Annotated in this window: 11 protein-coding genes; 10 read left to right on the forward strand and 1 reads right to left on the reverse strand. The window is 41.9% G+C overall.

Annotation, left to right across the window (positions count from 1 at the left end; genetic code table 11):
* A partial coding sequence (locus tag AC058W_RS00960) for a polysaccharide deacetylase family protein (RefSeq protein WP_479389574.1) occupies positions 1-442 on the reverse strand: 442 nt, incomplete at its 3' end.
* A 313-nt stretch (positions 443-755) separates the two neighbouring features.
* Here AC058W_RS00960 and AC058W_RS00965 point away from each other — a divergent pair.
* From AC058W_RS00965 to AC058W_RS01010, 10 genes are all read left to right on the forward strand, one after another.
* Positions 756-1,049 carry a hypothetical protein gene (locus tag AC058W_RS00965; RefSeq protein ID WP_479389575.1) on the forward strand — a complete coding sequence of 98 codons (294 nt, stop codon included), beginning with the start codon at positions 756-758 and terminating at the stop codon, positions 1,047-1,049.
* A 115-nt stretch (positions 1,050-1,164) separates the two neighbouring features.
* Entirely contained in the window at positions 1,165-1,779 is a 615-nt protein-coding gene (locus AC058W_RS00970) for a substrate-binding domain-containing protein (RefSeq protein WP_479389576.1), read from the forward strand.
* On the forward strand, positions 1,776-3,248 hold the full coding sequence (locus AC058W_RS00975; protein WP_117674396.1) for a sensor histidine kinase: 1,473 nt from the start codon (positions 1,776-1,778) through the stop codon (positions 3,246-3,248). Before AC058W_RS00970 ends, AC058W_RS00975 begins: the two co-directional genes overlap by 4 nt.
* 63 nt (positions 3,249-3,311) lie before the next feature.
* Complete coding sequence (locus AC058W_RS00980) at positions 3,312-4,907, forward strand: helix-turn-helix domain-containing protein (protein WP_117674484.1); 1,596 nt, start codon at positions 3,312-3,314, stop codon at positions 4,905-4,907.
* Positions 4,907-6,028 (forward strand): sugar ABC transporter substrate-binding protein, encoded by a 1,122-nt coding sequence (locus AC058W_RS00985; protein WP_118590474.1) that lies wholly within the window; start codon positions 4,907-4,909, stop codon positions 6,026-6,028. The genes AC058W_RS00980 and AC058W_RS00985 overlap by 1 nt, the downstream gene beginning before the upstream one ends.
* Before the next feature lie 323 nt (positions 6,029-6,351).
* Positions 6,352-7,368 carry a multiple monosaccharide ABC transporter substrate-binding protein gene (gene chvE / locus AC058W_RS00990; RefSeq protein WP_442860610.1) on the forward strand — a complete coding sequence of 339 codons (1,017 nt, stop codon included), beginning with the start codon at positions 6,352-6,354 and terminating at the stop codon, positions 7,366-7,368.
* 161 nt (positions 7,369-7,529) lie between these two features.
* Positions 7,530-9,068 (forward strand): multiple monosaccharide ABC transporter ATP-binding protein, encoded by a 1,539-nt coding sequence (gene mmsA, locus AC058W_RS00995; protein ID WP_117674399.1) that lies wholly within the window; start codon positions 7,530-7,532, stop codon positions 9,066-9,068.
* A 5-nt stretch (positions 9,069-9,073) separates the two neighbouring features.
* Positions 9,074-10,246: a multiple monosaccharide ABC transporter permease gene (gene mmsB, locus AC058W_RS01000; protein ID WP_117674400.1), complete on the forward strand. Its 1,173-nt coding sequence runs from the start codon at positions 9,074-9,076 to the stop codon at positions 10,244-10,246.
* A 176-nt stretch (positions 10,247-10,422) separates the two neighbouring features.
* The gene (locus tag AC058W_RS01005) at positions 10,423-11,145 is read left to right on the forward strand and encodes a phosphatase (protein ID WP_117674401.1); all 723 of its coding nucleotides are present in this window, start codon (positions 10,423-10,425) and stop codon (positions 11,143-11,145) included.
* Between the two features lie 231 nt (positions 11,146-11,376).
* Positions 11,377-13,458 (forward strand): ATP-binding protein, encoded by a 2,082-nt coding sequence (locus AC058W_RS01010; RefSeq protein WP_118590472.1) that lies wholly within the window; start codon positions 11,377-11,379, stop codon positions 13,456-13,458.
* Positions 13,459-13,587: the final 129 nt, after the last annotated feature.

A 13,587-nucleotide genomic window follows, 5' to 3' on the forward strand; every position in this document is an offset into this window, starting at 1 on the left:
ACAAAGACAGCTCCATATCTTTGAGCCATGCACCAAATGGAGGGCGCACATAGGAGGGATAAACACCTGTGGCTTCATAGATACGATTATTTGTTTTTTCAATTTCTATGCGAGCTTTCTGAGTTGGTATTTTATTAAGTTGTACATGGTCCCAGGTGTGATTTCCAATCAGGTGACCATCGCGCCGCATCTGCTGAAGGATATCTTCATTCCCTTCAATATTTTCCCCAATCAGAAAAAAAGATGCATGAACTTTTCTTTCTCTCAGACCATCCAGGAGAAGGGGCGTATACTTGGAATTTGGCCCGTCATCGAAGGTAAGGGCGATTCTTGGAGCTTCTTTTGATGGAAGTGTGTTGGAGACTTCCGGAGAAAAATATTTGGAAACTGCGGCTGCATTCTGGTCGGCAGAGGTAAGTGACTGATTTACCAGAGAAAGCATACCGGGGCCTGCGATTGTGGTGAGGGTTTGGATGCGTCTGTCTGTATCAGCGAAAAAGAACGCAAAAAGTAAAAGAACACATAAGGGGATAAGACATCGGTATTTAGTTTTAGAAGCGATTTTATTTGATATCATTTTTATAATCTCTCCATTGAATAATTAGGAAATGGTAGGCAATACACTGTATTATATGAAAAAAAAGAAAGCAAAACATACCGATTTATTGTATAATAAATACAGTTTGGTTTTACAGGAACGGTAATGATATGACCGGCTGTAGAAAAATATACTTAGATAGTTGATGGAGAATGAAATGAAAAAGAAACAGACAAATCTAATCATATTCCTTGTGTTGGCAGGCATTCTGGTGGTTTTTTACATAACGGGAGAATCCTACTATGAAGGGCTGACTTGTAAAAGCAATCAGGAGGAAGCAAACAGCGAAGTATACAGATACAAATATGACATGAGTCGTGGATCGGTCCGGACTCTTCATTCTGGCAGGCTGTTTATGGCTGCGCGCAGGAATGGGCGAAGAAGAATGATGCAATTCTTGAACTTCAGGAAAGCAGCAATGACAATGACTACACAGAGCTGGATTATATGAACATGAGCATCGCCTCCAGCGTAGATGGAATTATTCTGCAATATAATGGAGAACAGGGCGCTGGAAGACAAAGATCAACGAAGCGGTTCAGAAAGGAATTCCTGTTGTCACTGTCATGGGAGACGCAGTTCACAGTAAACGCCAGAGTTTCGTCGGTGTGAGTGATTATCAGCTGGGAAGTGCCTATGGGGAAAAAGTAGCAGAATATGTGACAAAAGATACAGAAAGTATCCTGATTCTGTTGAAAAAGAACATCGACGATATGAATCAGAGTCAGATCTATACTCAGATCAGCAATGCAGCTCAGGCTAAAGCCGGTGACTCACAAAGTATTCAGGTAACAGGAAAGAATTTGCTTTCAACGGGAATTTTTGAGACAGAAGAAGCAGTCACAGATATTTTTCAGCAGAAAGATAAAGTGCCGGATATTCTGGTATGCATGGATGAAGATACTACCGAATGTGCACGTCAGGCAGTCCTTGACTTTAATCTTGCGGGAAAGGTTACGATCATAGGTTATTATAGTTCCGATGATATTCTGACAGCAGTGGAAAAAGGTGTAATTTCAGTTACCTGTGACGTGGATACGGAACAGCTTGGCAGATATAGTATTGAAGCTCTTACAGAATATCAGAAGGATGGAAGAACGAATTCTTATTACAACGTAGATATTAACTTCCTGGACAGAGAGGCAGTACGTGCAATGAGAAGGGAGGTACAGCCGAAATGAAACAGATACGATGGAGAGATTTTTCTCTGGTCAGTAAGATCATTATAGAAGTGGGAATGATCGCGATTCTTCTTTTTTCTATGAATATGCTCTTCTATGCACGAATCAATAATTCTATGCAGAGGATGGATAATGTTTATGCCAGCAATACAGAGCTTACAGAACTTTCACAGATTTTTGAGAAAGTACAGGATAATATGTATAGTTATCTTAAGGTAAAAAGTTCTCAGGCGCTTCTGGACTACTATCAGAATGAAGCGAAGTACAGAGATCAGCTTGAGAAGCTTAATGAGGAGAATATAGATGATTCTGTGAAACTGCTGGAACGAAATATCAGAAAAATGTCAGAGACTTATTTGGACTGCACAGCCGAGACTGTTGCGGCCAAACGAGGCAGGAATGTGGAGAAGTATAAGCGAAAATATGATGAGACAACAAAGCTTTACAGTTACATACAGTCCTCCATCGAGGAACTGAATAATCTGATGTTTCAGGAGAATTCCAATACATATTCTGTGTTGCGTGCTGTAATGCGCTATCTGGAAGTCAGCAATACGATCATTATGCTTGGAATCGTAGCAGGCGGAATGGTTCTGCTTTTCCAGGTGACCAGAAAGATGTTTGTTCCTCTTTCAAATATGGCCGAGACCGCACAGCTGGTAGGTCAGGGAAATTTCCATGTAAAAATGCATGATACAGATGCACAGGATGAACTTGGAATGGTAACAAGGGCTTTTAACACCATGGTTGAGAATCTGGATCTGTATATAACAAGAACGAAGGCAAGTATGGAGAAAGAGCAGCAGATGATGGAGAGAGAGCTTCTTATGGAAAACCACCTCAAAGAGGCTCAGCTAAAATATCTTCAGTCACAGATCAATCCACATTTCCTGTTTAATTCTCTGAATGCTGGTGCTCAGCTTGCTATGATGGAGGATGCGGAGCAGACAGGAATCTTCGTTGAAAAAATGGCAGACTTTTTCCGCTATAATGTCAAGAAAGGACAGGAGGATGCTACTCTGGGAGAGGAACTGGAAGCTGTTGATAATTATATTTACATTCTGAATGTCCGGTTTGCTGGGGATATTCATTTCAACAAAGATGTAGATGAATCACTGGAGAATGTACGTGTCCCAAGTATGATTTTACAGCCGGTCGTGGAGAATGCGGTAAATCATGGAATCCGGGATATTGAGTGGGAGGGGAAAATCCACCTGACAGTTACCGGAGATGCGGATTATATCCGAATCAGTGTGAAAGATAATGGAAAAGGAATGACACCGGAGCAGATAGAAAGTGTTCTGTCCGGAAATAAAGAGCACTGTAATGAGCAGAGCGATTCCACCGGAATCGGTATGAACAATGTAATCAGCCGGCTGGAACTTTATTATGAAGAACCGGGGCTTGTGGAAATCAACAGTGACGGGGAAAATAAAGGAACAGAAGTTGTGATTTATATACCGGTCTGATAGGAGAATGGTGGTATACTTGCATGAATGTATGGCGAAAATATAATTTTGGGGAGAGAAGCAATGTACAGAATTTTGTTAGCAGATGATGAAGGTATCATGCTGGAGTCGTTAAAGAAAATCATTGAATCTGAATATGGAAATGAATGTGAGATTCACTGTGCAAAGTCAGGCAGAGTCGTGGTGGAGATGGCACAGGCATATCCGCCGGATATCTGCTTCATGGATATACAGATGCCAGGAATCAGTGGCATTCAGGCAATCAAAGAAATTAAGAAGTTCAACAGTTCCGCAGTCTTTGTGATCATAACGGCCTATGATAAATTCAATTATGCAAAAGAGGCGCTGAGTCTGGGAGTACAGGAATTTCTTACCAAACCTGTAAATAAAAAGGTAATCCTGGAGACCTGTGCAAAAATGATGGCAAAGGTAGACCAGACGCGCCAAAAAAGAAGTGATGATCTTCGTATCAGAGAAAAACTTGAGACAGTCGTACCTATGATAGAAAGTGGTTATATCAATAATATTCTGTTGCAGGATGATTTTGTCACGTATCAGGATAATTATACACAGCTTCTGGATATTCAGCAGAAATATGGCTACATGATGGTTGTAGAATTTGGCGATTCTCTGGAGAATGGAGTGTTGAGCAACGCAGTAGGAGCAAGTGTCAGGGCAAATAAATTCTACTCTACTTTCCGCGAGATCGCTCAGGATTTCTTTGAATGTCTGGTAGGTCCGATCATGGGTAACAGAATCGTACTTCTGGTTCCATATGAAGAAGAGAAAGAGGATTACGAGGAGAGAGTTGCCATTGTTACAAGGGCCAGAAACATGGTACATAAATTTGAGAACAGAATCGACAGTATGTTTCGTTGTGGAATCGGAAGAGTCAAAGAACTGGGAAGCGTAAAGGAATCTTTCCAGGAGGCAGTAGTTGCACTCAGAGAGAGTACCAGCCATGTGGTGCATATCGAGGATGTGCCGGTAGCACAGAAATATGAGGGAGAATATCCAAGGGATTTGGAGAGCAGATATCAGAAACGAATTCTGGAGAAGGATGTAGCAGGTGCTCTTAACTGTGCAAATGAATTTTTTGAATGGATGGAGGGACAATCTGCCGTTTCCAGAGAGGATGTGGAGATTAAGATTCTGGAGCTGGTAATGGATGCGGAACGCAGGGCTTTCTTTGCAGGAACCATGAAATATAATATTAATGACAGACGCGGATATATCAGGGAACTCCAGGCATGCCCGAACATGGAAAGTCTGAGAAACTGGTTTCTGGACAAAACAAGAGAAATCGGTGCAAAGATGGAGGATTCTAAGGAGAAAGAGGCAGTTAGTGTTATAGACAGGGCAAAAGAATATATCGATGAAAACTTCCGCAAGGATATTTCACTGGATGATGTTTCAAGAGAAGTGGATATCAGTCCTTATTATTTCAGTAAATTATTTAAGCAGGAGACAGGTAAGAACTTTATTGAACATCTGACAGAAATACGACTGAAAAATGCCAGAGAGCTTTTGCAGGATTCTCAGCTGTCTATTAAAGAGATATGTGCACAGTCCGGATATAGTGACCCGAATTATTTCAGCAGGATCTTTAAGAAATATGAGGGTGTGACACCGAGTGAGTTCAGAGAGAGGTTAGGCTGATGAAGGGACATATAACAGATAAGAAGAAAAAATCAGAAAAGAAGGGTGCTGTAAAGAGGATATTTTTGGGGGCACTACTGATTGGTATAGGAGCATTGATTCTAGGCGGATGTGGTTCTTCTACAGAGGAAACACAAAGTGAACAGGAAAAGACAGCGTCTGCTAAGAAAGAAGACGATAAGATACAGATCGGACTTACAGTGGATTCTTTTGTCATCGAAAGATGGATCCGCGACAGAGACGTTTTTGTGGCGACTGCCAGAGAAATGGGGGCGGACGTAAATGTGCAGGATGCAGGGGCAGATGCTAAAGAACAGATCAGCCAGATTGAATATTTTATCAGCAAACAGGTGGATGTGATCGTGGTGATTGCCAGGGACTGTGGCGCTCTTTCAGACGTGATACAGAAAGCCCAGAATGCAGGAATCCCTGTTATTTCTTATGACAGAATGATTAACAACTCGAATACGAATCTTTATATATCCTTTGATAACCGCAAGGTAGGCGAAATTATGGCACAGGCATTGATCGATGCGATTCCTCAGGGTGGAGATATTTTTATGATCCAGGGATCTTCCACGGACAATAATGTCCACATGCTCAAGAAAGGTTTTGATGATGTGCTGAAGAATTCAGATCTTAATGTCGTTTATGAAGCAAATTGTGAAGGCTGGATGGCAGAACTGGCGGAAGGATATATGGAAGAAGCACTGGAGAAATATCCGCATGTCAAAGGCATCATGTGTGGAAATGATGACATTGCCAGTCAGGTCGTGGAGGTACTTGCAGAGAACCAGATGGCGGGAGATGTAATTGTCGTGGGACAGGATGGAGATCTGGCTGCCTGCCAGAGAATCGTAGAGGGAACGCAGTACATGACTGCATTTAAGCCAATCGAAGATCTTGCAAGAGAAGCTGCGAAATATGCGGTGGAGATCGGAAGCGGCAAAGACCCTTCCGAGCTGGAAGGCGTGACAGAGACTGTAAACGACGGAACTTATGATGTACCGTCCAGAATCCTTGAACCAATTGCGGTGACAAAAGAGAATATAGACAAAGTAATCATTGACGGTGGTTTTCACCGAAGAGACGAAGTTTATCTGAATGCGGATTATAGCTGAGGTTTTGGGGGAGTTACGATACTGACAAATTGCTCCGCTGCTAGGCAACTCCCGCAATTCTGCAAACATTCGGAATCCGCGGATTTACTGCGTAAATCAGCTACTTCCTTCTAGCACTTTTTTGTAACAAAAATGTCCTGTTCTATGCAGGGCATTTTTTATTTTTCTTAAAATGTCTTGTTTCTTGCCAACCAAGTCCAGACTTCTGTGTGCTATAGTAACATCATCAAGAAAACGTGAGAAACGTAAAAAAAGAAACGGAGGTTTTTACAATGAAAAAGAAACTGGTATCTGCAATCCTTTGCGCATCAATGGTAGCTGGAATGGTAGTCATCCCGGGTGTAGCTGTTAAAGCGGATGACAAGAAACTGATCGGTGTTACAATGCCTACCAAGGACCTTCAGAGATGGAATCAGGATGGCGAGAACATGAAGAAAGAGCTGGAAGCAGCTGGCTATGAAGTAGACCTTCAGTATGCATCCAACGACGTAAGCACACAGGTTTCACAGCTTGAGAACCAGGTAGCAAACGGATGTGACCTTCTGGTTGTAGCATCTATCGACGGAAGCAGCCTTGGCGAGCCACTGAAACAGGCAAAAGAAGCAGGAATCCCGGTTATCTCCTATGACCGTCTGCTTATGAACTCAGACGCAGTTTCCTACTATGCAACATTTGATAACTACAAAGTAGGTCAGAAACAGGGCGAATACTTAGTAGATGCACTTGATCTTGACAATCAGGACGGACCATTCAATATCGAATTATTCACAGGTGATCCTGGTGATAACAACTGTAACTTCTTCTTCGGCGGAGCAATGGATGTACTTCAGAAATACATCGATGAAGGCAAACTGGTAGTTAAATCCGGTCAGACAGAGTTCGAGCAGGTTGCAACTGCTAACTGGGACAGTGCAAAAGCTCAGGACAGAATGGATACAATCATCGCTGGTAACTACTCAGACGGAACAAACCTTGACGCAGTTCTCTGCTCCAACGACTCTACAGCACTTGGTGTAGAAAATGCTCTTGCAGCTTCCTACACAGGAGAATATCCAATCATCACCGGTCAGGACTGTGATACACCAAACGTTAAAAACCTTGTAGCTGGAAAACAGGCTATGTCAGTATTCAAAGATACACGTGCTCTTGCATCTGCAGTAGTTGATATGGTTGACGCTATCATGAAAGGTGAAGAACCAGAAGTTAACGATACAGAATCCTATGACAACGGCACAGGCGTTATCCCAACATACCTTTGCGACCCGGTTGTTGTTACTGTTGACAACTACAAAGAAATGCTGATCGACTCCGGATACTACACAGAAGATCAGATCCAGTAATAAAAAGTATTTTATATTACAGGCGGGGATAATTCCCGCCTGTATTTACCAGAGTGTGTTTGAAAAATCATTTCTGCAATGCAGAAAGTATTTTTCAAACACGCTCTAAGTTAACCCGCCGCAGGCAGGATTCTTTTATAAAAAAGGGAGGGAAATAGAAGTTGGCTAAGATACTTTTGGAAATGAAAAATATCACCAAAACTTTCCCAGGTGTAAAAGCACTGGATAATGTAAATCTTCAGGTAGAAGAAGGCGAGATCCATGCGCTGGTAGGTGAAAATGGAGCCGGAAAATCTACACTGATGAATGTATTAAGTGGTATTTATCCGTATGGAACTTATGAAGGCAATATTATCTATAATGGTGAGATCTGTAAATTTAACACGATTAAAGACAGCGAAGAAAAAGGAATCGTAATCATTCACCAGGAACTGGCGCTGATCCCGTATATGACAATTGGTGAGAACATGTACCTGGGCAATGAAAGAGGAAAATCATTCTCCATCAACTGGAACGAGACTTATGGAGAAGCAGATAAATATTTGAAAATAGTAGGACTGGAGGAGTCCTCCAGAACTTTGATCAAGGATATTGGTGTAGGTAAGCAGCAGCTGGTAGAGATTGCAAAGGCGCTGGCAAAGAATGCCAAACTTCTGATTCTGGATGAACCGACAGCCTCCTTAAATGAGGATGACTCCAAGGCATTGCTGGATCTGTTGCTGAAATTTAAGAAACAGGGAATGACATCTATCATCATTTCTCACAAATTAAATGAAATTTCATACGTTGCAGATAAGATTACCGTTATCCGTGACGGTTCTACGATTGAAACTCTGGATAAGAAGAAAGATGACTTCTCAGAGCAGCGTATCATTCAGGGTATGGTTGGCCGTGAGATGACAGACCGTTTCCCGAGACGTCCTGACGTAAAGATAGGAGACGTTTCCATGGAAGTAAAGAACTGGACTGTTTACCATCCACTGTACTCAGAGCGAAAAGTGGTAGATAATGTATCATTTAAGATTCATAAAGGAGAAGTAGTAGGTATTTCCGGACTGATGGGTGCAGGACGTACAGAGCTTGCGATGAGTATCTTCGGAAAGAGCTACGGAACCAAAATTTCCGGTCAGGTGTTTATCAACGGAAAAGAAGTGAAACTGGATACTGTACAGGAAGCAATCGATAATAAACTTGCTTATGTTACAGAGGACAGAAAAGGAAACGGACTGATCCTTTCCAAATCCATCAAAATGAATACATCCCTTGCAAATATGAAGGGAATCAGCAATGGACAGGTTATCGATGCAGATAAAGAGTATGCGATAGCTGAGGAATACAGAAAGAAACTGAAAACAAAATGTCCGTCTGTAGAGCAGAATGTAGGTAACTTAAGTGGTGGAAACCAGCAGAAAGTCCTTCTTGCGAAGTGGATGTTTGCAGAACCGGATATTCTGATTCTGGATGAGCCTACCCGTGGTATCGACGTAGGTGCAAAATACGAAATTTACTGTATTATTAACGATCTGGTAGCAGCAGGAAAATCTGTTATCATGATTTCTTCTGAACTTCCGGAAGTTCTTGGAATGTCAGACAGAATCTATATCATGAATGAGGGCAAGTTCGTCGGTGAAGTCAGCAAAGAAGAGGCAACCTCCGAGCTGATCATGTCCAAGATCGTAAAATCAGGAAAAGGAGCGTAAAGAAGATGGAGAAAAAGCTTAGTTTTTCAGAGATATTAAAGAAATATACCATGGTGATCGTGCTTGTTCTGGTAGTCATCATGTTTACGGCAAACACTAAAGGTGTTATGCTTCTTCCTCAGAACGTTAACAACCTTGTAGCACAGAATGCTTATGTATTTATCCTTGCAACTGGTATGTTGTTCTGTATTTTAACTGGTGGTAACATCGACCTTTCTGTTGGTTCTGTTGTATGTTTCGTAGCAGCAGTTGGTGGTAAGATGATGGTTCTTAACAACATGAATCCATATCTTACAATGCTGGTTATGCTGATTACAGGTATTGCGATCGGTGCTTGGCAGGGATTCTGGATTGCTTATGTACGAATTCCTCCGTTTATCGTAACTCTGGCAGGTATGCTTGCATTCAGAGGTCTTTCAAACGTAGTTCTTCAGGGCCAGACACTGGCACCAATGCCTGATTCTTATCTGGCACTGTTTAACAATTACATTCCGGATCCTTTTGGAAAAGAAGGATTTAATGTTACATGTTTCGTGGTTGGTATTATCGTTTGTGTTGTTTATGTTTTACTTGTACTGAAAAACCGTGCAGATCGTGCTAAGAAAGGTTATAGTGTAGAGGCTTTTGGTGGCGCAGCGATTAAGATGGTCCTGATCTGTGCAGTTATCCTTGCATTTATGTTCCGTCTGGCACAGTATAAAGGTATTCCGAACTCTCTGGTTTGGGTAGTAGTTATCATTGCAATTTATACATATATTGCTTCTAAGACTACTACAGGTCGTTATTTCTATGCAGTTGGTGGTAATGAGAAGGCTACTAAGCTTTCTGGTATTAATACAAATAAGGTTTATTTTCTGGCTTACCTGAATATGGGTCTTCTGGCTGCTATCGCAGGTATGGTTACTATGGCTCGTCTGAATTCTGCTAACCCTCAGGCTGGTACGAACTTCGAGATGGATGCGATTGGTTCCTGTTTCATTGGTGGTGCTTCTGCTTATGGTGGAACTGGTACTGTTCCGGGAGTTATTATTGGTGCTCTTTTGATGGGTGTTTTGAACTTGGGTATGAGTATTATGGGTATTGACCAGAATATTCAGAAGGTTGTTAAAGGTCTTGTTCTTTTGGCAGCGGTTATCTTTGATGTTGTAAGTAAGAGAAAATCCTTTATCGTAAAATAATATGGTATTCTTCCTCCTGGGAGAGAAATTGCAGGGCTTGCGAGATTGTGGGCTCTGTTTTTTTCGTCTGGTGGGAGATTTTAAACTTGAGATGTAAAATAAAATTTACTTGTGGAATGTAAGGGGATGGACGTATAATGAAGTGAAATATTTGTACGAATGAGGAGAGAGGTATTATGAGATATAATTCTGTGTTGGATTTGCATACACATACGGTGGCTAGCGGGCATGCGTATTGTTCGTTGAGGGAGATGGCGAAGGCGGCTTCGGAGAAGGGGCTTGAGGTGCTTGGGATTACGGAGCATGCGCCGATGATGCCGGGGACTTGTCATAAGTATTATTTTGATAATCTTAAGGTTGTGCCGAGGGAGATGTATGGGATTCAGCTGCTTTTGGGGTCTGAGGTGAATATTCTGGATGCGCAGGGGTCTGTGGATCTGTCGGAGCGGACACTTTCGAAGATGGATGTGGTGGTTGCGAGTCTGCATATTCCTTGTATGAAGCCGGCTTCTAAGCTGGAGAATACAGAAGGGTATCTGAATGTGATGAAGAATCCGTATGTGAATATTATCGGGCATCCGGATGATGGGAGATATGAGATTGATTATGAGGCGCTTGTGCAGGGTGCGAAGGAGTATGGGAAGGTTCTGGAGTTGAATAATCATTCGCTGGATCCGGATTGTAATCGTGAGAATGCGGTGGAGAATGATACGGTGATGTTGAATCTGTGTAAGAAGTATCAGGTGCCGGTTGTGATGGATAGTGATGCGCATTTTGATCTGCTGATCGGGGAGTTTGATCTGGCGAGGAAGCTTCTTACGAAGCTGGATTTCCCGGAGGAGCTGGTGCTTAACCGGTCTGCGGATGCGATTAAGGAGTATGTGAATCGCAGATTTTGACGATAGGATGTGAAGTAGTTTTCCTTATGGAGAGCAGCAGTTATACCGTAAGGTGAGGAGATGGTGTTGCCTGATGGGAGATTTGTTTTGTGTAACTATAGAAATTTTAGGTTAATATTGTGAATGGAATGAACAGTAACCTGATTTTAGGTTGAGACAACTGGAAATTTGTGCTACTATGAATTGAGACTATAGTATAAGAAAGAAAACTCAAACGATGAGGATTTTTTGATGGATCAAAAAAGGAAAATGAAACGGAAATATATACGATTAAAGACGACATTGGTCTTTATTTTTATATTTCTGGCTGTCTGGTGTGTGATCTGGATAATTAATCAGAGCCAGGAGAGGCGGGAGAAGTTAAAAGCTACTTATACAGCGGAGTCTACTGTAAGCCGGGTGGAATCTCAGCTGAGCAAATATCTTGCGGAATCGGATCTGATGAAGCAGATCGTGGAAAAGGAATATGATATAGATAACGAACAGTTTGACAAATTGGCAGAGCTGATGCAGGAGGATGAGGACGTGATAGAGGCCAGGGAACTGGCAGAGGATGGAGTTGTATCGCGAATTTATCCGATGGAGGGAAATGAAGCAGCCATGGGTCTTGATACGCTTCAGAATCCTGCGAGAAAAAAGGAAGCGAGACTTGCAAGGCTAAGTGGTGAATATACGATTGCAGGACCGTATGAGCTGGTGCAGGGCGGAACCGGGGCGCTTCTTTTTGACCCGGCTTATATTATGGATCAGAATGGGGAAGAGAAGTTCTGGGGATTTTCTATTCTGGTAATGAACTGGGATAATTTTATTCAGGAAGTGGAACTGGAGAAGCTGGAAGAAGCGGGATATGGTTATCAGATCTGGAAGAAAGACCTCTATACAGGTGAGAAAATCATAATTGACGAAAGTGAGAATTCAAATTTGAATAATTCACTTGAGGTTGCCTGCAGTGTTCCGAATGATACCTGGTATTTCGAAATTGTACCGGAGAATGGATGGATCACAGTTTCACAGAAAGTGTTTGGCGTCATTATTTCAATTGCACTGGCAGTGATGGCTTCTGTTGGATACTGGCAGTACAAAATGAGGCGGTATAAAGATATTCTGCATGAAGAAGAACTGGAAAAAGCGGCAATAGAGGCAAGAATGGCAAATGAGGCAAAGACACGTTTTCTGTTTTATATGAGCCATGATATCCGTACACCGATGAATGCAATCATAGGGTTTGCAGATCTTCTGGAAAAGCACCTGGATGATAAGAAAAGGGTGATTGATTATATTAGTAAGATCAAGCATTCCAGTTCGTTTTTGCTGTCTTTGATTAATTATGTTCTTGAGATGGCAAGGATTGAGAGTGGTAAGGCTACGCTTAAAACAGAGACAGGTGATCTGAAAAATCTTGTGAATACGCTGAATGATGTTTTTGAGCCTTCGATTGAGGAAAAAAAACTGCAATATACCTGTAACCTGAAAGTAGAGAATCCCTATGTGCATTGTGATAAGACGAAATTACGGGAGATTCTGCTGAATGTTATCAGTAATTCCATCAAGTATACACCGGAAGGCGGATCAGTTACTGTAGATATTACCGAAGAGGGACATGATGCAGAGAAAAAGGTGTCTTTTTACAGATTTACTATAGAAGATACCGGTATAGGGATGAGTAAGGAGTATCTGCCACATATTTTTGAAGAGTTCAGTCGTGAAAATACCAGTACGGAGAGTAAGGTTATCGGAACCGGTCTGGGGCTTCCGATTGTGAAATCACTGGTAGATCTTATGGGTGGAACGATTGAGGTCAGCAGTGAGGTTACTGTAGGTACAAAGACAATTATTATTCTTCCATTTCTGGTTTCAGAGGAAGAATGTAAGAATGCGGTGCAGGAGCAGCAGGAGAGCACGAAGCTTCTGACATTGCTGATGGGAAAACGGATTCTGCTTGCAGAGGATAATGAGCTGAATGCAGAGATTGCGATTACCATACTGGAAGAGGAAGGTCTGAAAGTGGAATGGGCAGAGGATGGAATCAAGTGTCTGGAAATGCTAAAAAAAGTGCCGGAAGATTATTATGATATGATCTTGATGGATATTCAGATGCCAAATATGGATGGTTACCGGACGACGGAAGAAATCAGAAGCCTGCCTGATAAGCGTGCACAGATTCCGATTGTGGCAATGACTGCGAATGTTTTTGATGAAGATAAGAAGAAAGCATATGAGGCCGGAATGAACGGGTACATAGCGAAACCAATTGATACAAAAGCGATATTTTCGACCCTTGGGGAGATTCTTCAGGAAAAATCTGAAAATTAAAGATTTCTTTCTGCTTAAATGCTTGCTTCTCGTGATTTAACGTGGTAAAATATCACTGTTAGAAATATGAAATGGACATTATAAATACAAATGTCCGTCCAGTGAAGAATTGAAGAGTAGAGTTCTAAA

The sequence above is a fragment of the Blautia sp. CGZ-1-C1 genome (assembly GCF_056504575.1).

Coding starts and splice junctions, on each gene's coding strand:
- AC058W_RS00980 (WP_117674484.1), top strand. CDS start 3,312: ATGTACAGAATTTTGTTAGCAGATGATGAAGGTATCATGCTGGAGTCG.
- AC058W_RS00965 (WP_479389575.1), top strand. CDS start 756: ATGAAAAAGAAACAGACAAATCTAATCATATTCCTTGTGTTGGCAGGC.
- AC058W_RS00985 (WP_118590474.1), top strand. CDS start 4,907: ATGAAGGGACATATAACAGATAAGAAGAAAAAATCAGAAAAGAAGGGT.
- chvE (WP_442860610.1), top strand. CDS start 6,352: ATGGTAGTCATCCCGGGTGTAGCTGTTAAAGCGGATGACAAGAAACTG.
- mmsB (WP_117674400.1), top strand. CDS start 9,074: ATGGAGAAAAAGCTTAGTTTTTCAGAGATATTAAAGAAATATACCATG.
- AC058W_RS00970 (WP_479389576.1), top strand. CDS start 1,165: ATGGGAGACGCAGTTCACAGTAAACGCCAGAGTTTCGTCGGTGTGAGT.
- AC058W_RS01005 (WP_117674401.1), top strand. CDS start 10,423: ATGAGATATAATTCTGTGTTGGATTTGCATACACATACGGTGGCTAGC.
- AC058W_RS01010 (WP_118590472.1), top strand. CDS start 11,377: ATGGATCAAAAAAGGAAAATGAAACGGAAATATATACGATTAAAGACG.
- AC058W_RS00975 (WP_117674396.1), top strand. CDS start 1,776: ATGAAACAGATACGATGGAGAGATTTTTCTCTGGTCAGTAAGATCATT.